This window comes from Mycobacterium sp. NGS56 (assembly GCF_059812425.1).
This window is the reverse complement of the sequence record NZ_JCALCQ010000019.1, coordinates 49,983-72,469: the sequence shown is the minus strand read 5'-3', so window position 1 is coordinate 72,469 and position 22,487 is coordinate 49,983. Positions and strand designations below refer to the sequence as shown.

Sequence of the window (22,487 nt, the reverse complement as noted above, 5' to 3'; positions counted from 1 at the left end):
TGTTGATCCAGTCCGATCCGAGTGCGCGGCAATCGATTCCGGAATTGTTCGCTGCGCAGGTGGCGCGTGCGCCGGGGGCGGTGGCGCTGACGTTCGAGGGCCGGTCGGTGACTTACCGAGAGCTCGATGAGGCCTCGAACCGGTTGGCACATCTGTTGGTCGCCGGCGGTGTTGGCCCCGGAGAGCGTGTGGCGTTGTTGTTGTCGCGTTCGGCGGAGGCGATCGTGGCGATTTTGGCGGTGCTCAAGACCGGGGCGGCCTATGTGCCGATCGACCCGGTGGTTCCCGCGGCGCGGATCGAGTTCTTGCTCGGTGACGCCGCGCCGGTTGCGGCGATCACCACCAGCGCGCTGGTCGAGCGGCTCGATGGGCATGACGTGGCCGTCATCGAGGTGGACGATCCCCGTATCGCGGCCCAACCGCACACCGCATTGCCCACACCGGCGCCCGAGGACATCGCTTACCTGATCTACACCTCCGGCACCACCGGAGTCCCCAAAGGCGTTGCGATTACCCACTACAACGTGATCCAGTTGCTTGCCTCACTCGGCGCCGGGATGGAACTGGACGGGCTGGTGTGGTCGCAGTGGCATTCGCTGGCCTTCGACGTCTCGGTGTGTGAGATATGGGGTGCGCTTTTATGTGGCGGGCGCCTGGTGGTGATACCCGAGTCGGTGGCGCGTTCCCCGCAAGACTTCCACGCGTTATTAGTGGCGGAACACGTCAGTGTGTTGAGCCAGACGCCGTCGGCGTTTTATGCCTTGCAGACCGCTGATGCGCTCGCGCCGGGCCTGGGAGCTCAACTCAAATTGCGGGCCGTGCTGTTCGCCGGGGAAGCCCTCGAGCCGCGGCGATTGGGGAGGTGGCTAGACCAGCATCCGGGCTCGCCCCGGCTGCTGAACCTGTACGGAACGACCGAGACCACCGTGCACGCCTCGTTTCGGGAGATTGCGCCCGGTGACGTCTACAGTGCTGCCAGCCCGATTGGGGTGCCGTTGGCGCGACTCGCCTTCTTCGTGCTTGATCGCTGGTTGCGTCCGGTGCCTGCTGGGGTGGTCGGTGAGTTGTACGTGGCGGGTGCTGGGGTCGGTGTCGGCTATGTGGGTCGGTCGGGGTTGAGTGCGTCGCGGTTTGTGGCGTGCCCATTTGCCGGCCAAGAAGTATCGGGCCGACGGATGTATCGCACTGGGGATCGGGTGTGTTGGGGCCCCGATGGGCAACTGCGGTACCTGGGGCGCGTTGATGAGCAGGTCAAGATCCGCGGGTATCGCATCGAATTGGGTGAAGTGCAGGCGGCGTTGGCCGGCCTGCACGGGGTCGAGCAGGCGGCGGTGATCGCGCGGGAAGACCGTCCAGGCGACAAGCGCCTCGTCGGCTACATCACCGGCGCGGCCGATCCGGCCGAAGTGCGTGCCGCGCTGGGCGAGCGGTTGCCGGTGTACATGGTTCCGGCCGCGGTCGTGGTGGTGGAGGCATTGCCACTGACGGCGAACGGGAAATTGGATAAGCGGGCTCTACCCTCGCCCGAGTACGCGACCGGCGATCTGTACCGTGCCCCGTCCACGTTGACTGAGGAGATCCTGGCCGGCATTTACGCCCAAGTGCTGGGGCTGGAGCGGGTCGGCGTCGACGATTCGTTCTTCGAGCTGGGCGGCGACAGCATCTTGTCCATGCAGGTGGTCGCCCGGGCGCGGGCGGCGGGCCTGGTGTTTCGGCCTCGTGACGTCTTTGTCGAACAGAGCGTGGCGCGACTGGCTCGGGTGGCAGGGGCGGTTGAGGGCGCCGGTGATCCGGTTGACGAGGGCGTCGGGCCGGTCGTCGCGACGCCGATCATGCGCTGGTTGGCCAGCGTGGATGGCCCGGTCGAGCAGTTCAATCAGACGGTGGTGATGCAGGCCCCGGCGTTGGTTGATGAGGCCGATGTGGTGGCGGTGGTGCAAGCGCTGTTGGACCGGCATGCCATGTTGCGGCTGCGCGCTGGCGATGACGGTGCTGGGCATTGGTTGTTGAGGGTGCCCGAACCGGGTCACGTGGATGCCCGCGACTGCGTGCGGGTGGTTGAGGCTTTGTCCGACGAGGCGTTGGTCGCGGCGCGGTCACGATTGAATCCGGCCGCCGGGGTGATGCTCAGCGCGGTGTGGGCGGGTTCGACTCGGCAGCTGGCGTTGGTCATTCACCACTTGGCGGTGGATGGAGTTTCGTGGCGGATTTTAATAGAGGACCTCAATCTGGGGTGGGCGCAGCGTCGCGGTGGGCAGCCGATAGCACTTCCGGCCGCCGGAACGTCGTTTGCCAGGTGGTCGGCGTTGCTGGAAGCGCACGCCAGTAGTCCCGCGGTGGTGGGTCAGCTCGAGGCTTGGCGGCAGGTGGCTGCCGCACCGGCGGTGCTGGCGGCGGTGCAGCCCGCGGTGGACACCTTTGCCGCGGCGGGCCATTTGTCGGTCTCGCTCGATGTCGAGACCACCCGAATGCTGGTGGGAGAGGTGCCAACGGCGTTTCATGCCGGGGTGCACGACATTTTGTTGATCGCATTCGGGTTGGCTGTGGCCGAGTTCGTGGGCAGCGGTGGGGGGCCAATCGGCATCGACGTGGAGGGGCATGGCCGTCACGAGGAACTGGCCGCTGATGTGGACCTGACGCGCACGGTGGGGTGGTTTACCACCAAGTATCCGGTCGCGATGAGCGTCGGGGGATTGGCCTGGGGTGAGGTCATGGCCGGCGAGCCGGCTTTGGGTGCGCTGGTCAAAGACGCCAAGGAGCAGCTGCGTGCCCTGCCCGACCCGTTGGGCTACGGTCTGTTGAGGTATGTGAACCCCGATGTCGAGTTGGGCGGCTCCGACCCCGTGATCGGGTTCAACTATCTGGGCCGACTGGGAACGGCAGCCGACGTTTCCCACGACCAGTGGCGAGTTTGTCAGGATGTCGTGTCGGTCACCCGTGCGGCCGCGGCCATACCGATGCCGGTGATGCACACCGTCGAGCTCAACGCCGGCACCCTGGACACCGAAGCCGGTCCACGGCTGCACGCGAATTGGACCTGGGCGCCCTCGGCGGTGGATCGCGAGCAGGTCAGTCGGTTGGGCCGGTTGTGGTTCGAAGCCCTAGCCGGGATCTGCGCGCATGTCCGCAACGGCGGGGGAGGGTACACGCCGTCGGATTTCGCTCCCACTCATCTGACTCAACAACAGCTCGATGAGCTACAGCGCCAGCAGCATATCGCCGACGTACTGCCGTTAACCCCGCTGCAGCAGGGTCTGCTATTTCATGCGGGCGCCAGCTCCGGTCCCGACCACGACGTATATGCGGTGCAGCTGGACTTCACCGTGACCGGTGCGCTCGATACCGATCGGCTGCGCGCGGCGCTGCATACGGTAATAGCCCGACACCCCAACCTGGCCGCCCGGTTCTCGACCCAATTCGAAGAGCCAATGCAAATCATCCCCGCCAATCCGGTGGTGCCCTGGCGGTATATCGACCTGCGTCCAAACGGCGTGAGCATTGACGAGCAGGTCCAAGACGTGCGCACCGCTGAACGCATCGCGGTATGTGACCTGGCCGAGCAGTCCGCTTTTCGGGCGGTGCTGATCCGCACCGCACCAGACCGGCACCGGTTTGTCCTGACCAATCACCACATCGTGCTTGATGGCTGGTCGCTGCCGATCCTGCTGCAGGAGATCTTTGCCAGTTATTACGGACGTCCGCTGCCCGCGGCCGTACCCTATCGCAACTTTGTCGCCTGGCTCACTGCACGGGATCGCGCTGCGGCCCAGGCGGCTTGGCGCGAGGTACTGGCCGGCCTGGATGCCCCCACTCTGGTGGGTCCGCCGGGCCGGCTCGGTCAGGCGCGGCGATGCGCCGCATGGTTTGAGGTGGCGGAGAACATCACCCAGGCTGTGAGCGACCTGGCGCGTTCGCGTCACACGACCGTCAACATCGTGTTGCAGGCGGCATGGGCGCAGATGTTGATGCGATTGACCGGCCAGCATGACGTGGTCTTCGGTACCGCCGTCTCGGGGCGGCCGCCGGAATTGGTCGGCGCCGACTCGATGGTGGGACTGCTCATCAACACGGTCCCCGTACGGGCACGCATCACCACCGCGACCACCGGCGCTGACCTGCTGGATCAACTGCAGGACGCCCACAATTGCACGCTGGAGCACCAGCATCTGGCGTTGCCCGAGATCCACCGACTCACCGACCACGACCAGTTGTTCGACTCCATGTTCATCTACGAGAACTATCCGGTCGACACCGAGGCGCTAACCGGCGACTACGACCTGACCATCACCGAGGTCAATACCAGCGAATCCACCCACTACCCGCTGGCTGTTGCCGCCATGCCGGGTCATGAAATAGGCCTTCGTGTCGAGTACGACGCCGACGTGTTCGACACAGCCGGCATCGAGGCACTGTTCGCGCGGTTCCAGAAGGTGCTGGTCGCCATGACCGCCGACCCCACCCGGCCGTTGTCGTCGATCGATCTGCTCGACGCCGACGAGCACGCCCGTCTGAACACGTGGAGCAACCGCGCAGTGTTGACCCACCTCGCGCCGGCGTCCATGTCTATTCCGGCGGTCTTTGCCGCGCACGTAGAGCGTGCCCCGGAAGCGGTGGCGCTCACGTGCGAGGGCCGCTCGATGACGTACCGCGAACTCGACGAGGCAGCGAATCGATTGGCGCACCTGTTGGCCGGCCATGGTGTACGTGCAGGGCAGGTGGTTGCGCTGCTCCTACCGCGCTCGGCGGAGGCGATCGTGGCGATCCTGGCGGTGCTCAAGACCGGCGCGGCCTATCTGCCGATCGACCCCGCGGTGCCAGTGGCGCGTATCGAGTTCATGGTGGCCGATGCAGTGCCGATCGCGGCGATCACCACTTCGGATCTGCGGGCGCGGTTGGGTGGCTCAGACTTGCTGATCATCGATGTCCACGACACCCGCATTCCCAGCTTTCCGGCTACGGGATTGCCGGCACCCGCCCCCGACGACATCGCTTACCTTATTTACACATCGGGCACAACGGGTGTGCCCAAGGGTGTGGCCGTCTCTCACCACAACGCCGTCCAACTTCTCGAGGTGGTCGATAGGCACTTGCCGACGCCGGGCGCCTGGGCTCAGTGCAAATCCCTGGCTTTCGACGTTTCGGTGTCGGAGATTTTCTTCGCGTTGCTGCATGGGGGGCGCCTGGTTGTGGTGCCCGAGCACGTGGCGCGCTCACCGGAAGACTTCAAGGCGTTGCTGCTCGCTGAGAACGTCGACGTGTTCACCGAAACCCCTTCTGCTCTCGCGGCGCTTTCCCCGGAGGGTTTGGAGGCGCTGGCCGTGATGGTGGCCGGTGAAGCCTGCCCGGCCGAGGTTGTGGATCGATGGGCGCCGGGTCGGCTGATGGTGAATGCGTACGGTCCGACCGAGACGTCGATGGGCGTAGCTTTCAGTGCACCCCTTGCACCGGGAACCGGCCTCGTGCCGATCGGCGCGCCGGTGCTCCAGGCGGCGTTGTTTGTTCTGGACGCCTGGTTGCGCCCCGTTCCGGCCGGCGTAAAAGGCGAGTTGTATGTCGCCGGTGCCGGAGTCTCATATGGGTACCTGAATCGGGCGGGGCTGAGCGCCTCGCGGTTTGTGGCGTGTCCGTTCGCCGGCGCGGGGACGCCCGGAGCACGGATGTATCGGACCGGGGATCTGGTGTGTTGGGCGCCCGACGGCCAGTTGCAGTACTTCGGTCGTGCCGATGAACAGGTCAAGATCCGCGGCTATCGCATCGAGTTGGGTGATGTCCAAGCGGCTTTGGCCGAAATCGACGGAGTGGACCAGGCGGTGGTCATCGCTCGCGAGGACCGCCCCGGTGACAAGCGTCTAGTCGGGTATGTCACTGGCACGGCCGATCCGCGGATCGCTCGCGCCAAACTAGCCGAGCGGCTGCCGGCCTACATGGTGCCGGTCGCCGTGGTATCGGTGAGAGCGTTTCCCTTGACGCCCAACGGAAAACTCGACCGGCGAGCCTTGCCGGTGCCCGAATATGTCGTCGCCGAACGCTACCGCGCTCCGGCTAACACGATCGAGGAGATTCTGGCCGGCATCTTCGCTCAAATTCTCGGGCTGAACCGCGTCGGCGTCGACGATTCGTTCTTCGACCTCGGTGGCGATTCATTGTTGGCGATGCGCGTGATCGCCACTATCAACAAGACGTTGGATGCCCACCTTGCGGTGCGCACCATATTGGACGCACCCACGGTGAGAAGCCTGAGTGAGCAACTGAGCAGTGATGACAACGCGGCGGAGTTGCTCCCGATCGAGGTGCTCAAGAAGGGCACGGGCATCCCACTGTGCTGTGTTCACGAAGGTCTCGGCCTCAGCTACGCGTACCGGGTGTTGGGCGATTACTTGAATTGCCCGATCATCGGAATAAACCAAATCCCGGACACGGGCGAAGTTGGGCGCCAATCGATCCGTGACATGGCGAAGGATTATGCGGATCGTCTGCAGGCCCTTTATCCCGTGGGACCGTACAACCTTCTCGGCTGGTCTTTCGGCGGACCCGTGGCGCATGAACTGGCCGTCGAACTTCGCCGACGTGGCTGTGAAGTCCAGCGTCTGATAATGCTGGACCCGGTGCTCGACAACAGCGGTCGCCTGGATACCGGGGGAGCTGACGAGGAGATCCAAGGGGAGAGTCGCATCCTGGACCTCACCTTGCGATCCAACCGTATCGATATCCCCGAACACGCGGAGCCTCTCACCTACGAGCGGGCAGAGGATTTAATCCGCCGGCAGGGAAAGACAGTGGAGTCGATTCTTCCGCCGCGGCAGATCTTCGAGTTCGTGGTTGAAAATTACAATTCGAACGGGTCGCACCTGCGGGAACATGTGCCCGGGGTGTTCGATGGCGATGTGACCATATTCTCCGCGCGGCGAGACGAAGGCAACGGGTCGTCGGACCCCCGAAATTGGGACCCGTACGTGGCAGGTGCCATCACGGTGTATCCGGTGGACTGCGGCCATGACGACATGATGGCCAGCGAATCGCTCGCGTTGTACGGGGAACAACTCAAACTCGCCCTGAGTCCGTAACGCGGCTCGCGTCGCCGGGCCGTCAGCTGATTTCGCCGGTCAGGGTGAACCCGTCCAGCGTGCGCGCAGCGCGCTCGCGCATGGCGAGCTTCGTGTTCTCGGCGCCCGGCTGGTAGGCGCCGATGCTGATGACGATTCTGCTGTGCAGGCGCCAAGACTGCACAGTCATCAGGCCGCCCGTGCGCTCGAGCCACTGTTGTGTCAGGTGTTGGAAACCCAGTCGCCCCGTGACGAACTCGGCGTCGCTGCCATCGAGGCGGCACACCACTGAGCCCAAGTCGCCAAGGTTGGAGCACAGCACGGGAAGCGCCTCGCTGAGCATCGCGTAGTCCAGTGCGCTCAGCCGTTTCAACACCCGTTTCGGTATGAAGGGGATTAGCGAAGCGACTCGCGCGGAATCCTCGGTGGGTGTTTCCCGCAGGGTGACCAGCGCTTCCTTGATCGCGGCACGCACGTCACGCAGGTCGGTCGTCACCCGCGTCGGGTCGATGCTGACCCGCGCGAACGCCACAGCGTTTGCGCGCATGTCGCTCTCGGTCCTGGTGCTGATGGGGAGTTGCACCGTGACGGTATCGTCACCGGCGCGTCGCCGCCCTACGTGCTCCGCGAATTTCGCCACGAACCCGGCGAGCAGCGCCTTACTCGTTCCGCCCAGCGCCTCCGCGCAGGCATCCCAGTCAGCGAGGTCGACCAAAACGGTGACGGTCGGCACGACGACAACGGGATCAGCAGCATTGTTTTCGTCGCTTACCTTGAGGGCGGGCGGTCGCGATGCCTGTGATTTCGCGGTGTTCTGCCGCTGATTGCGGGCCTGTCTTGCCGCCGCGACAAGCGCGCGGCCAAGTTCGGGCGCCTGCTGCGCTGTTTGACGGGCATCCTCGATCAGCGCGCGCAGTCGAGTGCGCGAATGTGGCGGTGGGTATCCAAATTCATGCGTGATGCCCGAAAGGGCCTCGATTCCCGACACGACAAGTCCGAGACCGTCGAGCAAGTAATGGGAGATCACCAGGCTTACCGCGGTCGAGCCATCGGTCAGTGGAAGCACGCCCAGATGCCAGCCGGGGCCGGACTCCGGGTCAACCGGGATCTGTGAACGCTCGTCTGCCCAGTCGCTGACCTCGGCGCGTGGGCGGGGGCGCTCCGCAACATCAATGTCCGTCGGACCGCGGTCTAGTACCCACCGATAGCGGGCGAACGGCAGCGGGGAACGCTCGATGCGCCTTCCCAGCAACCCATGACCGAGATTGTGATGAAATCGCCTCAGCCCGTCCAAATCAAGAGGATGCTCATACAACCACACGACCTGCATGACTTGCTTGGGCCCGGTGACGCGCTGCCCCATGAACAACGCTTGGTCCACGTAGGCGAGGCGATTGTCCAGGCCCGCAACACCGTTGACTGCGCTGCCTTCGGGGGTTCGCGCAGGAAGTATCCGCAGTGACACTGATCAGCCTTCCAAATCGTTTCGACATTGCGCGAGCGCATCGTAATTTTAAGCGGCCGTTGGCATTTGACGGCTATTTACCTTGATTCTGCGAGCCTTTCGCACAGCATTCCCGCCAGGCCGCGTACCGTGCCCACGTCGACGAGCTCGGTTGAATTGATGCGTATTCCTGTTTCGGTCTCGATGCGGGTGCGTAGTTCCAGCGCGCCGAGTGAGTCCATTCCGTACTCGGAGAGCGGCCGGTCGACATCCACGTTTCGACGCAGGATCAGGCGGACCTGATCGGAGATCAGGCTCAACAGCCGGGTGGGCCGCTCATCGAAGGGCAATCCCTCGAGCTCGGCTCGCAATCTGGAACCCGTCGTGGTCTGCCCAGTCGAACGGAACGCTTCGGCGAAAGGACTGTGCTGGGCGAAGGCGGTCACTGAAGTGCCCATAACCGCATAGCCGGTGTAGGTGCGCTCATGGCGCAACAGCGTTTCGAACGCATAAGCGCCCTCATCGGCCGCAATGACGATGTCGACGTCACCCGGGGTGGTGGCGGGGTCGAGCGGACCCCACTGGCCCCAGGCGATCGCATTGGCCGGCAGGCCCTTCGCGCGCCGCCACAGGCTGAAGGCGTCTAACGAGCTGTTGGCCGCGGCGTAGGCACCTTGACCCGGCGAGCCCACCAGAGCGGCTGCCGAGGAGAACGAACAGAACCAATCCAACGGCTGTCCAGCGGTGGCATGGTGCAAATGCCATGCTCCGTAAACCTTTGGCGCCCAGCTTCGTTCGATGAGTTCGTCGGTGGTATCGGTCAAGGCCGCGTCCTCGGTCACCGCCGCCGCGTGCACCACTCCGCGTAACGCCAGGCCGGTCGCCGTTGCCGCCATGACCAGACGCCGAGCCGTAGCCGGCTCGGCGATGTCGCCACACTCCACCACGACGTCGGCGCCCATCGCGCGGATGCGCTCAATCCTGTCGAGGGCCTCGGGAGCCGGCTGCGAGAGCGAACACAACACGATGCGTCCGCAGCCCTCCCCGGAGTCGGGAGACGCCATCCTCTCGGCCAGGAACAGACCCAGGCTCCCGAGTCCACCGGTGATGATGTACGCGCCGTCGTCGCGGAAGACTCGGGCCGCCGGCGGCGGCACGATTACCGGCGTGCGCCCGGTGCGGGGGATGTCTAGTAGGAGTTTTCCGGCGTGTCGGGCGTCGCGCATCGCGCGAATTGCGTTGGCGGCGTCCTCCAGTGGGTAACGCGTATTCTGCGGCGTCGGCAGCACGCCATCCGCGGTGAGTTGGTACACCTCGCTCAACAACGTGCGAAGCCGGTGTGGGTGGGTCTCGGCCATCGACGCCAGATCCACGGCGTAGAACGCGAGGTTGCGCCGTGACGACCCAAACCCCATTGGGATCTCGCCGTAGCTGCCATGTTTGCCGATGTCAATGAATCGTCCGCCGTGGGCGAGCAATTCGATTCCCGCGCGCTGGCCTGCACCGGTGAGCGAGTTGAGTACAATGTCGACCCCGTAGCCGTCGGTGTCACGGCGTATCAGGTCGGCGAATTCGACGCTTCGTGAGTCATAGACATACTCGATACCCATGTCGTGCAACATGTTTCGGCGCTGCTCATTACCGGCAGTCACGAAGATCTCGGCTCCCGCCGCGCGGGCGATCGCGATTGCCGCCTGTCCGACACCGCCAGTACCCGAGTGAATCAATACCTTGTCGTTGCTGTCGATGTGGGCGAGTTCGTGCAGTCCGTACCAGGCTGTGGCCGTCGGGGTGGTCACCGCGGCCGCCTGCTCGTCAGAAAGCCCCGCCGGCAGAGTGACGGCCGAGCGGGCATCACAGGTAAGGAACGTGCCCCACGAACCGGTGTGGCACAGTCCGCCAACATGGTCGCCCACCTTATGGTCGGCGACACCCGATCCCACCGCTGTCACCACCCCCGCGAAGTCGGTGCCGAGCTGCGTTGAGCGGCCATCGAATTCGGGCGAGGTGAGGCGACCGGACGCTAGGAGGACGTCGGTGTAATTGACGCCGGACGAGCTGACTGCGACCTCGATCTGTTTCGGTCCGGGCGCAACCCGTTCGCAGGCAACGAGTTCCATCGACTCCAAAGCGCCGGGTGTGCGGATCTGCAGGCGCATCCCGTCGCGCTCGTGGTCTGCAACGGTGGTGCGACGCTCTTCGGGAAGCAGTGGACTGGGTGACAACCGCGCTGTGTACCATTCGCCGTTGCGCCAGGCGGTTTCGTCCTCCTCGGATCCGCCCTCGAGTTGCCGGGCGAGATGTTCGGCTTCGGTGTCGGCATCCAGATCGACATGGGTGACTCGCAAGTGTGGATGCTCCGCGCCGACCACTCGGATCAGACCCCGGAGCCCAGCCTGTTCCAGGTTCGGTTCATCACCGGCGAGCACCGTTTGGGCGGTGCGGGTCACGACGTATAGGCGAGACGACTCACCCGGGATATCCGGCAGTTCGCGGATGATTCGTACCAGATGCTGCACACACTGGCGGCCCATCGAGGGATCGGCGTCATCACCGCTTCGCGGTCCCATGAGCACCACTACGCCGGTAAACCCGGTGCGGTGCAGATGCTGTCGAAGCTGTCGGCTGTTTACGGCGTGGTCAGCGTGCGGTGTCCAGGACATGGTGGTGCATTGCGCGCCATGACTTTTCAGGGCGTCGGGCAAATCGGTGGCCAAAACATCTGCGACGGCGGTGGTGCTGATCAACAGCCAGCTTCCGGGGTGAACGTATTCCACGCCCGGCAGTTCTCGCTGTCGCCATTTGATGGTCAACAGCCGCTCGGCCAGTACCCGGTCTTTCTTGTCTTTTTCGGAAAGACCGGTGTCCAACCGCAACCCCTGCGCGGCGAGCAGGATCCCCCCGTGCTCGTCGAGCACCTCGAGATCAGCCTCGATCCCGGAGCTGTCGGCATTCGACACGCGTGTATAGCAATAGCGCGGGTTGCGAGCCGCGCCGTAGGCGCGTAACCGCCGGATGCTTTGCGGCAGCGCCAACACGTTCCCGGCAATCGCCCGCATTGCCGGATGGGCCGCGACCGATTGAAAGCAGGCATCCAACAATGCCGGGTGCGCGGTGTAACCGTGTTGGTGGGAGCGGATTTGGCGGGGGAGTGCGACCTCGCCCAGGACGCTGTCGCTACCTTCGCCGGTATGCACCACGCCAAGACCGGTGAACACCGGGCCGTATTGGACCCCCTGCTCTTCCAGGCGCTTGCGCACCTCGGCGCCGTCCTCACTGTGCGGGTGGGCGGCAAGAAGCGCGGCAATGTCGTGGGCGGCGCTTGGTCCGTCGTCAGCGGCGTGCAGGACTGCCTTGCTCAGCCGGCTTTTCTCCCCTCTCCGGGATGCCTCTACCCTGAACTCGACCGCGCCCGAGAACGACAACGACGCCGAAGCGCCGATCGTAGTCTGCTCATCCAGCGGCAGCGCCTGCTCGAATCGGATGTCGCGCACTTCCGAGGTCTCGCCCAGCACCGTGCGCGCGGCGGCCAGCGCCATCTCGCAATGGGCCGCCGCGGGAAGCGCAGCGACAGATTGGATGTGGTGGTCCTTCAGCCATGGTTGGGCGGCGGTACCGACCTCTCCTTGCCAGACGTGGCGCTCCGGCTCTTCCTGCAAGCGCACGTGCGCACCCAGTAGCGGGTGTACCGACACAGTGCAACCGGCTGAAGGGGCGGCGGAGTGCGGATCGTCGCGGTCCAACAGCAGCCGACGGTGCGTCCACGTTGGCAGGGGCGCGTCTACCAGACGGCCGCTCGGATAGAGCGCGGAGAAGTCAACCGCTGCGCCCGCACTGTGCAGATCCGCGAGGAGGCTGCGCAGCCCGTGCGGCAGTGCTCGATCGCGTCGCACACCCGCCACAGCGGCGATCGACACGTCGAGGCTGCGAGCGTTCTGTTCGAGCGGGGCGTCGAGCAGGGAATCCGCTGTCAGCTCGGCGAATACCCGGTAGCCGTCCTGCATTGCGGCCTGGACCGCCGCGGCGAACCGCACCGTGCGCCGGAAATTGTCCACCCAGTAGCGGGCATCGAACGCCGGCAGCTCACGCGGGTCGAACTGGCTTGTCGAGTAGAAGGGTACTTCTGGCGTTGTCGGGGCCAGCTCGGCCAGCGCCTCCGATAGTTCATCAAGAATGGGTTGGACCAGCGGGGTATGCCATGCCAGGTCGGTGGCCAGCTCGCGAGCCATCACTGCCCGAGCTTGCCATGTGCCCACCAGTTCGCGCACGGTCTCAGCGGTCCCGCCGATGATCGTGGACTGCGGTGAAGCCACCACGGAGATCACAACGTCCCTGATCCCACCGGCCATCAACTCGGAAAGCACCTGTTGCGCAGGCATTTCCACCAACGCCATTGCTCCGGAATCGGCGAGGCGCGCCATCAGCCGAGAGCTACGGCAGACGACGCGTACCCCGTCCGCCAGCGATAGCGCCCCCGCAGCCACTGCCGCCGCGGTCTCGCCGAGCGAGTGCCCGATCACCGCGCCGGGGGGCGCCCCGTAAGACTTCATGGTGGCCGCCAACGCGACCTGCATGGCGAACAGAGTCGGGTGCAACCGGTCTACGCCGGATATCACCTCGGGCGCTGTCATTGCGTCGGTTACCGAAAATCCCGACTCCTGCGCGATCAGTGGCTCGGCCGCCGCGATGGTGGCAGCAAACACAGGCTCGTTGGCCATCAGCTCGGCCCCCATGGCCGGCCACAGGGATCCGTTACCGGAGAACACCCAGACCGGGCCCCGATCGTCGCGTCCAACCGCGGCCAGATACGTAGTGCCGCCGTCGGCGACTTCGCGCAACTTGGCCCCTGCATCGTCGAGGCTGTCGGTGACGATCGTGGTTCGCACCGGGCGGTGTCCACGACGGCGCGACAGGGTATAAGCCAAATCGGGCAGCGCCACCTCGTCCTCTGATCGCACCCAATCGGCTAATCTGCCTGCGGTACGGCGCAACTCGTCGGCTGAGGTGGACGATAGCGGCAAGAGTAACGGTGGCTGGAGGGGCGACGTGGCCGCGTGGGCTGCTGCGACGGATTCAGAAGTCGCGGGAGCTTGTTCCAAGATTGCGTGGGCATTGGTACCCGAGAACCCGTAGGCCGACACGGCTGCCCGTCGTGGTTGAAGACCATCGCTGGGCCACGGCGTATTTGACTGTGGCACAAAGATATTTGTCTCGGCTTGCGCGAGTTCGTCTGGCAGGCGGGTAAAGCGTAGATTCCCGGGTATCACGCCGTGCCGCAGCGCCAGCGCCGCTTTGATCAAGCCCAGCGTTCCCGAAATCGATTGGCTGTGCCCGAAGTTCGTCTTCAGCGAGCCGAGTGCGCAGGGACCGGCAGTTCCATAAACCTCTGCCAGGCTTGCGAATTCGGTCCGATCACCCGCCGGGTCGCCGCTGCCGTGCGCCTCCACCATGCCGACGCTGCCGGCGTCCACGCCTGCCGCAGCCAAGGCCGTCCGGTAGGCCGCCACTTGCGCGGGTCGCGACGGCGTGGTGACGGCCGCGGATCGGCCACCGTTGTTCACCGAGGTACCTCGTATTACGGCCAAGATCCGGTCTCCGTCGCGCAACGCATCCGGTAACCGCTTGAGCAGCATCATCGCGCTGCCCTCGCCGATTGCGAAACCATCGGCGGCGACGTCGAATGCGTGGCAGCGCCCTGTCGCTGACAGTACGCCGCTCGCTGAAGCGGCGGCGTATCTCCGTGGATCCAGCGTCAGCGAAACGCCACCCGCCAGCGTCAGGTCGCATTCGCTGTCGTGCAGGCTGCGGCATGCGAGATGCACAGTGACGAGCCCAGACGAACATGCGGTATCGACGGTTATCGCCTGACCTCGTAGGTCCATGGCGTAGGCGATTCGTCCGGACGCCATGCTGCGGCTATTACTCAAGAATGCGTACGCGCCCTCCTGAAGGTCGGTGTCGGCTGCCATCGACAGATAGTCGTCGTGCGATAAACCCACGTAGACGGCGGTCCGCGACCCGGCCAAATTCGCCGGGTTGAGACCCGCGTGTTCCACTGCCTCCCAAGACGTTTCCAGCAGCAGGCGATGCTGCGGGTCGATCGCGGTCGCTTCCCGCTCCTCGATTCCGAAGAATTCGTAATCGAACCCTGCCACGTCGTCGAGGAAGGAGCCCCACTTGGACACCGACCGGCCCGGCACCCCGACCTCCGGGTCGTAGTATTCCTCGGCATTCCAGCGATCGGCGGGGATTTCGGTGATCAGGTCATCGCCGCGCAGCAACGCGTCCCACAACCGGTCCGGTGAGTCGATTCCCCCTGGAAGTCGGCATGCCACACCGATAATGGCGACCGGGGTGGCAGGCCTGGCGGTCGCACCGGGCGAACAATTCAATGAATCCGACCGACGTGCGTCATCTTCATTGATGGCCCGGAATGCAACCATTCCGCCTCCTTACGGGCAATGACCACTGGCATTGCCCCCACTGCTTGACTCAAGATCTGCAGATCCCCCGACTGCCATCTCCACCACCGACGCCTATTGACCCTCCTCAAGTCGGCGCTTCGGTGCCGCAACCGGCGTAGATGGCAGGGAGATGGTAATACGCACGCGGCAGGCGAATATAAAAAAACGATAAGATCGTTACCTAACCGTGATATTAGCTGGGCTGCCTTCATTGGGAAGTCTGTTAACAGATAGGGAAAGCGTGATGAAGTCCGCCGTTTCGGATGTCATCCGACCATGACGCGCCAGCGCTCGGCAAAGATGTTGACCAATGCATGGCCGCGGATCAGTCCAGCTGAGGGCCTACGTGGGCGTCAATAAACGAAATCTCCCCAATCAGCGCTCTGGTGTGGCTACCGAGACGTATCGGGTGGCGCGCTGCCGGGGCACGCGTCGGCTTGACGTGCACACCGCCAACCGCGTCGCGGGAGTGACGGAGTGTTTGCTCGCGGCACCTGACCGCTCGGACCGCGACCCGCCAAGGCGAGCCGCGTGTCAAGGCAGGGCCGCGTCGCGGAGTCAACAAATCAGGGGAGACCCCGCACAACGCTGCGCGCCTCCACTATGGTTTGTAACGGTCTTACTCACCTCGACTAGGCGGGCTGGAGAACTTGTGAGCATTAATCCATTCGACGACGACAGCGGCAGCTTTTTTGTCCTGGTTAACGACGAGGAACAGCACAGCTTGTGGCCCACCTTCGCCGATGTCCCGTCCGGCTGGCGGGTGGTGTACGGCGAAGCGGACCGCGCCGCATGCCTCGAATACATCGAACAGAACTGGCCCGACATACGGCCGAAGAGCCTTCGCGACAGATTGGCGGCCAACCGCGCCTCTGACGGTTGAACCGCCTGGTCCTCATCTAGCGGCAGCGCGCCGGCGAATCAGTCACGTTCGCCCGGAGTCGGGCGGTTCGTCAATCGATCTCGCCGGTGAGGTCGAACTCAGCCAGCGTCCGCGCGGCGAGCTCACGCAAGGCGGGCTTTGTGTTCTCGCCGCCCGGTCGGTAGGCCTCCACGGTGATGCCAACCTTGTCGCCGATGCGCCAAGACTGAATCGTCAATTGCCCGCCCGCTCGCTCAAGCCATCGTCTGGTGACGTCCTGGCCGATCACACGTATGAGGTGGAGCGGATAGAGTACGCCGGAGATGGTGGCGTACTCGGTTTCATTGTGGGCGAGCGCCAAGACCATCGGACCGAGGTCGCGCAAATTCGAACAGAACACTGGAAGATCGGGATCGTCGACTGCCGCGTCGGCCAACCGTTTCAGCAACCGTTTCGGCGCATATGGGGCCAGCCATAAGAGCTGGCGCTCGTCTTCATCTGGCGTTTCGCGCAGCGTGGTCAGCGCCTGCTTGAGTGCAGCGCGGACGTCGCGCAGATCCGTCGTGACCCCCGTCGGGTCCACGCTGACGCGCGAAAACGACACCGCGACCGCACGCGTATCGTCTTGCGTGCGTTCGCTCATCGGTAGTTGCAAAGTGACGGCGCCGTCGCTGGCGCGTCGCCGGCCGACGTGCTCGGCGAGTTTTGCTGCCAACCCGGCGACCAACGTGTCACTCGTTCCGCCAAGCGCCTTGGCCCGGGCGTCCCAAGCCTCCGCGTCGATGTGGATCGTGATAACCGGCACAACGGCGATTTCATCGCCATCACTTCCATCTAGCACGACGGGTTGTGGCGCTGGTGCTTGGGCAGTGTCGCGGCGCTGACGACGGGCCAGTCTTGCCGCCGCGCGAAGCGCCCGCGCCGCCTGTGGGACGTCCTGCGCTGTTTGGCGGGCATCCTGTAGTACGGCGCGTAGCCGAGTTTGCGAACGTGGCGGTGGGTAGCCAAGGTCGCGGCCGATCTCCAGTGCTGCCTCAGCTATCGTCAGCGCCAGCCCGAAACCGTCTACGAGGTAATGGGATATCACCAGGCTGACCGCGTGGGAGCCGTCCGAAAGTGGAACGACACCGAGATGCCACCCGGGCCCCCGTTCCAAGTCAATCGGCAGCTGCGCGCGTTCGTCAGCCCAATCGGTGAGTTCCGCGCGCGGGCGGGCACGCTCCGCGATGTCGATGTCTGCCGGCCCCGGATCTGAGACCCACCGATGACGGGCTAGTAGCGGCGAGCGCTCGATGCGCCGTCCCGCCAACCCGTTGGCGAGATTGCGCCTTAATCTCCTCACGCTGTCGATGTCGAAAGCATCGTCATAGATCCACACAACCTGGATGACTACGCTTCGGCCGATGGCGCGATGCTGCGCGTACAGAGCGTGGTCCATGATGTCGAGCCGATGGTCCGGCCGCCCATCACCGTTGGTTGCACGGCGGGCCAAGGATGCGCGTGCACGGCGTATACGAGAAGGCACTAATCAGAGCCTTCGCAAAGATGGATCGGGTTCCGCGTGCTGCCTTCTGGGGCGTACATCTCATGTCGGAAGGCGATAATGTGCGGCATGAGATAGGCCGCGGTGGGGCCGAACCAACGCATCGCATCAGAGTAACCGATCCCTATGGCGGCATGGACGAGTTCGCATCAAGGCATAGTCCAACTAGACGATCCGCAGCTACGACACAAGCCTTCGAGCATTGATCAAGCGTGCCTATCGAATTGAGTGCCGTGGCATCATCACCAGACCTTCTTGGGCTTTTTCAAGCAGATCGCCGCGCCTGCCTCGAGCGGAACCTGAGACCCCGGCGATGGACAGCTACTCGACGCGCACACACGCCGAACTGAGGGACTGGCTGGCAGCCGACTAGTACTTGGGCCCGACCCTGCGTTCTGACTCAGCCTGGTCGCGGTATGGTCTTCCGTCATCGAACGCCATCTCGTGCAACCGGCAGCTCAACGAGCGTGCGCGATCACGTAAACGCCGTCAGAAATCGGTCGTGTCGTGGAATGATCGCCCAAACCCTTCGTCTGGACCAATATCGCCGATGACATCGTCAACAAAGCCAACAGCAGAACAACTTCAAACCCGTTCCACTGGGCCGCTACGCGCTGGATCTGGCGGAGTATCTTTTGTCGCGCGGCGTACGACCTCCGCACACGTTGATCGACGTTTACCCATCGCTCTGCCTTGGTTAGTCGGGCCGATCGCGCGCGAAGATGTAACGACTTATCGCGAGCGCAGCGGGAGTTGTGTTGAGCCATTTTATGTTTGGCGCGGTCGACAAGGTTGCTCCGGTCGACGTCGAACAGTAGTGGCCGGCGAATCCCCGTCCGCGTCCTTCAATTGCGCAATCGCTCGACCGACCTGGTGGGAGATGCAACCCAGCGCTACGGGAGTGCCTTCGCGATGACCGAGGTCGGAGGTACAGCAGCCGCCACCGGTCCGGTCGCGCGGGGCAACGTCGCCCGGGTCGGCACGGCGACCGCATTGACCTCCATTTGTGGTTACGTGGCGCTCTATCTGGCGGCTCGTGACCTGGCCCCCGCCGGATTCTCAGTGTTCGGGGTCTTCTGGGGAGCGTTCGGCCTGGTCACCGGGGCCACGAGCGGCCTGTTGCAGGAAACTACCCGCGAAGTCCGCTCGGCACCGTCGAACGACATCATCACGGGCCGTCGTACCCATCCGCTACGGGTGGCCGGGATTACCGGCGTCGTCGCGGCCGTGGCGATCGCAGGCAGTTCGCCGGTGTGGAGCAAGCAGGTATTCGTCGACGAACGCTGGCTGTCTGTGGGTCTCCTCAGCTTCGGGATGGCCGGCTTTTGTCTGCATTCCGCCCTGCTGGGCATGCTGGCCGGCGGCAACCGCTGGACACAGTACGCAGCGCTGATGGTGACCGACGCCGTCATCCGGGTGGTGGTCGCTGTGGCCGCGTTTGTGCTCGGATGGGGCCTGGCGGGATTCCTGTGGGCCACCGTCACGGGCGCGGCGGGATGGGTGCTCATGCTGCTGGCCTCGCGCACGACGCGAGCCTCGGCCCGGGTGCAGACGCCCGGGGGGACCGCGAAGTTCCTGCGCGGCGCGGCGCATTCAATGACTGCGGCCGGTGCCAGCGCGATTCTGGTGATGGGATTCCCGGTGTTGCTCAAAGCGACCTCAAATGAGTTGGGGGCGGCGGGCGGCGTCGTCATCCTGGCGGTCGCCTTGACCCGCGCGCCGCTGCTGCTCCCGCTGGGCGGGATGCAAAGCAACCTGATCGCTCATTTCGTCGACCAACGCGCGGATCGGCTTCGGGCGCTGATTACCCCGGCTGCGATCATCGGCGGGATTGGCGCAGTCGGCGTGCCGGCCGCAGGACTTGTCGGCCCCTGGTTGCTGCGCGTCGGGTTCGGTCCCGACTATCACGCCAGCGGGGCGCTGCTGGCCTGGTTGACTGCGGCGGCGGTGGCCCTCGCGATGCTGACGCTCACTGGCACCGCCGCGGTTGCCGCAGCGCTGCATCGGGCGTATTCGCTGGGCTGGGTCGGTGCGACGGTGGCGTCGACGTTGTTGCTGCTGCTGCCGCTACCGTTGGACATGCGCACGGTGATCGCGTTGTTATTCGGTCCGTTCGTGGGAATCGCCGTACATCTGGTTGCGTTGGCGCGGCCAGTCGGCTGATCTGGGGCTTACCTGGTTGGGTCGGCAGGGGTAGAGGCTGAAGTCTGGCCGTTGTTCGAGCCGGGCACGAGGCAGGCGGAATCGCCGATGGGCACTTGGTTTTCGGTCGAACCTTCTGTTTCGACGATGGGGGCGGCGACACCCTTGGCGGGATCGCCTCCGCTACGGGCGGGCCGGGCCCACCAGCGCGCCATACGCTCAACCTGGGCCGGACCTTGTCAAGGGCGCGGTGGCGGAGACCGCGCCGCGTAGCAAACCTCTTGGCTGCGGTGTTGACGCCTACTTTCCGTCAATGTTCGTTGCCGCCCACTTTGCTCCTGTTAGCGTCTGGCGAAGCAGGGAGGAGGGATGCGGTTGATTCGACCCCTTGAGTTGGTTCGCGGCGGAATCACCGCGATGCGGGAGCGGCGCCGGGCGGTCACCTCCCGATCCGAGCGCGCCCGGCTGCTCCGCACCATCCTGCTGGTGTCCGCGGCTTCGGTGGCCATCGGCTATGTCCTTATCCAGTGCGCCTCGGCCAACGTGCTGTCCTCTTTGTTGTGGATCCCCCAGGACTGCTGGCTGGATTGGGGCACGAACATCGGTCGCCACTGCTTCAGCGATTACTCCATGGTCGTAGACGCCGGGATGCGGCCCAACCCCTGGACCTACCAGGAGTTCTTACCACCGGATTACCAACCCACGCGGACCGCCTACCCGGCCGCCGCAATGATGCCCCATCTGCTGTTTGGGGCTCCCGCGAAGTGGTTGGGCGGGCCGCGGCTGGGTCTGGTCGGTTACCTGCTTGCGCTGACGGTTGCAGTTCTTTCACCGGCGGTCTGGGCGGCCCGGGGGACGCGTGGGCTGGAGCGTCTGGTGGTTTTTGTGGCTCTGGGGGTTGTGGCCATCCCGGTCTGGGCGGTCATTGACCGGGGCAATTCGGCGGGATTCGTGGTGCCGATCGCGTTGATGTTCTTGGTGGCGTTACGGCGGGGGCACTGGGGTGCTGTCACGCTCATGGTGGTGTTGGCCGCGGCGGTGAAACCCCAGTTCGCCGTCTTGGTGGTGGCGTTGCTGGCCGCCCGCCGTTGGCGGTGGAGCGGGATAGCCATTGTCGGTGTCATGATCGCCAACCTCGCCCCATATCTGTTGTGGCCCCGCGACTTTCCGCAGACAATCGCACAGACCATCCACGGTCTGTCTCACTTCGGTAGTTCGGAGCTAGGGCTCACTGACGTGAAGAACCTGTCTTTTGCAAGAGCGCTGCTGTTGTTCCCGGACGCCGTCGAGGCCGCCACATCGGGCGGCAAGCTACCGGAGGGCTTCCTGGCCGGTCCGCGATTGCTGATCGGGTATGTCGTCTTGATACTTATCGTTGTCTCGCTACTCGCTCTGGGCCGACGGATCCCGCCTGTCATGGCGGGTATTGTGCTGCTGGCCGCGGCCGCACTGTTCCCCTCCGAGGCGATGTACTACTACCTCGTATTCGTCTTGCCAGTCGCCGCGCTCGTCATCCGAGACCCGGATGGGCGGCTCGGTGAAGGCATATTCGACCGGTTCGCGATCAATGGCGACTGTCGTCGCAGGGTGGGCGCATGGGTAAGAGTGGCCACCGCGCTCAGCATCGCTCAGGTTGCCATCCCCGGCCAGCCGGTACCGGTACCGATCTGGGGACAGTTCGGGGCGAGGGGGGTCGTCGGCAGCACTCCGATCGTTCTCACCACGGCACCTTTGACGCCGATCTTGTGGATCATCGCGTGCGCGGTGATCATCGTCTCCTACGTGCGCAGACCGGCCAACTTCCAGGATGGTGACTCAGCGTCGCCCCTGGATGGTCTCCCGGAGACGGCTGTCAGCACCTCCTCTACAGCCTCATGCGATACCGGTCGGAGACCACAGCTCGGAGGCCGAAGCCTTCTTTGAAGTGCTGAAGTCCCGCGTTCAGCACGCGCCCCTTTTCCTCGGTGGATGTCCCGTAATCGAACCACTTCTTGTCGCGAAAACGATTTCGCAGAAGTTCGACCGCAATTAGGTTCTGGGCCCCCAGAACTCGACCCTCTTCGGTGGAGCCGGCGTACTGAATGTGCACGACGTTGACCGTCTCATACGCGACGAAGCCCGCCAGTACAGTTGACCCACGTTGGGCCAAGAACAGACGTATGTTCGCCGGGAATCGCGACTTCAGCAGTTTGATCTCGGACAGCGAATGCACGGGAGCCGCTTGATGTCGGGCCGCGAGATTGTGCTCCAAGATAGGCCAGAAGTCTTCGAAGCGCTCAGATTCTTGCACTTTGATGCCGGCCTCTTCTGCTTTCTGGATCCACCAGCGCACGCCTTTCGGGGGTCGCCCGATTTCGGCTGGACAGGCACAAGCTCCCACGTCCCGCTGAATGAGTTGCGCTTTCAGGCGAAATAGGGCGTACAGGTCCTCTTCGCAGGGCTCGAGATGATATATGTGAGGGACCGGCTTGTAGATGAATTCGCGGATCCCCGAGGCTGCTAAGAACTCCCTCGCTCGATCAAATACATCCAGCATCGACGCGGTGCGCGTCGATGCATCGACGATAAAGCCCCCGTACGTCAGTCCGTCGTGGCTGATGACACGGTCCTCCGCGCGATTGGCAGGGAGCATGGCCCTGATGCGACCTTGCTTGTCCCGGACAACCAGGGAGAAGTCTTCGAACCGGTCGGCGTGATACTCCATGTAGTCACGATCGAACAGAAAGGTGCCGTTTCGGCTCCTGCGGACGAAGGTGTTCCATTCGTCTTGCAGCTCAGGCCGATACCGCTCAACGCTGTGCACCGGTCAGCCCCGATCTACTGTGGAGGGTCGAAAGTGGTTCCATGGTTTCGGTTTTGGATGACTATGCATACGCTGCGCTTCGCTGGGGCAGCAGCGTGGGGGCTGGGATAAGCGACGGTCATCGATGCGATTCTCGGCAGCGTTGTTGGCTACCGATCCTGCGTTGGATGCTGAGACTGCCTCTCG

Annotated in this window: 8 protein-coding genes; 4 read left to right on the top strand and 4 right to left on the bottom strand. The window is 64.3% G+C overall.

The features are described from left to right. On the top strand, nucleotides 1–7,064 hold a 7,064-nt coding region (locus AC5Y4F_RS25965; protein ID WP_499999462.1), incomplete at its 5' end, for an amino acid adenylation domain-containing protein. Between the two features lie 22 nt (nucleotides 7,065–7,086). Here the strand turns inward: AC5Y4F_RS25965 and AC5Y4F_RS25960 are convergent. Both AC5Y4F_RS25960 and pks2 read right to left on the bottom strand, forming a co-directional pair. Then, nucleotides 7,087–8,406, bottom strand: a complete 1,320-nt coding sequence (locus AC5Y4F_RS25960; RefSeq protein ID WP_499999470.1) for a hypothetical protein — start codon at nucleotides 8,404–8,406, stop codon at nucleotides 7,087–7,089. 179 nt (nucleotides 8,407–8,585) lie between these two features. Continuing rightward, entirely contained in the window at nucleotides 8,586–14,930 is a 6,345-nt protein-coding gene (gene pks2 / locus AC5Y4F_RS25955; RefSeq protein WP_499999458.1) for a sulfolipid-1 biosynthesis phthioceranic/hydroxyphthioceranic acid synthase, read from the bottom strand. A gap of 673 nt (nucleotides 14,931–15,603) precedes the next feature. On the opposite strand from pks2, the gene AC5Y4F_RS25950 reads away from it, so the two are divergent. Continuing rightward, on the top strand, nucleotides 15,604–15,834 hold the full coding sequence (locus AC5Y4F_RS25950; protein WP_067933392.1) for an MbtH family protein: 231 nt from the start codon (nucleotides 15,604–15,606) through the stop codon (nucleotides 15,832–15,834). Nucleotides 15,835–15,904: 70 nt separating this feature from the next. Here the strand turns inward: AC5Y4F_RS25950 and AC5Y4F_RS25945 are convergent, their stop codons facing one another. After that, nucleotides 15,905–17,338 carry a hypothetical protein gene (locus tag AC5Y4F_RS25945; RefSeq protein WP_499999455.1) on the bottom strand — a complete coding sequence of 478 codons (1,434 nt, stop codon included), beginning with the start codon at nucleotides 17,336–17,338 and terminating at the stop codon, nucleotides 15,905–15,907. Nucleotides 17,339–18,268: 930 nt separating this feature from the next. Here AC5Y4F_RS25945 and AC5Y4F_RS25940 point away from each other — a divergent pair. Together AC5Y4F_RS25940 and AC5Y4F_RS25935 are read left to right on the top strand one after the other, a co-directional pair. Beyond that, a complete protein-coding gene (locus tag AC5Y4F_RS25940) occupies nucleotides 18,269–19,519 on the top strand; it encodes a hypothetical protein (protein ID WP_499999451.1) in 1,251 nt (416 codons plus the stop codon). A gap of 348 nt (nucleotides 19,520–19,867) precedes the next feature. Further along, complete coding sequence (locus AC5Y4F_RS25935; RefSeq protein WP_499999449.1) at nucleotides 19,868–21,421, top strand: glycosyltransferase family 87 protein; 1,554 nt, start codon at nucleotides 19,868–19,870, stop codon at nucleotides 21,419–21,421. Here the strand turns inward: AC5Y4F_RS25935 and AC5Y4F_RS25930 are convergent. Then, nucleotides 21,363–22,301 (bottom strand): GNAT family N-acetyltransferase, encoded by a 939-nt coding sequence (locus tag AC5Y4F_RS25930; protein WP_067933379.1) that lies wholly within the window; start codon nucleotides 22,299–22,301, stop codon nucleotides 21,363–21,365. The genes AC5Y4F_RS25935 and AC5Y4F_RS25930 overlap by 59 nt on opposite strands. Nucleotides 22,302–22,487 lie beyond the last annotated feature (186 nt).

Bases quoted from the DNA above. Each gene is read 5' to 3' on its own strand.
- AC5Y4F_RS25940 (WP_499999451.1), top strand. From the start codon at position 18,269: ATGACCGAGGTCGGAGGTACAGCAGCCGCCACCGGTCCGGTCGCGCGG.
- AC5Y4F_RS25935 (WP_499999449.1), top strand. From the start codon at position 19,868: ATGCGGTTGATTCGACCCCTTGAGTTGGTTCGCGGCGGAATCACCGCG.
- pks2 (WP_499999458.1), bottom strand. From the start codon at position 14,930: ATGGTTGCATTCCGGGCCATCAATGAAGATGACGCACGTCGGTCGGAT.
- AC5Y4F_RS25960 (WP_499999470.1), bottom strand. From the start codon at position 8,406: ATGGGGCAGCGCGTCACCGGGCCCAAGCAAGTCATGCAGGTCGTGTGG.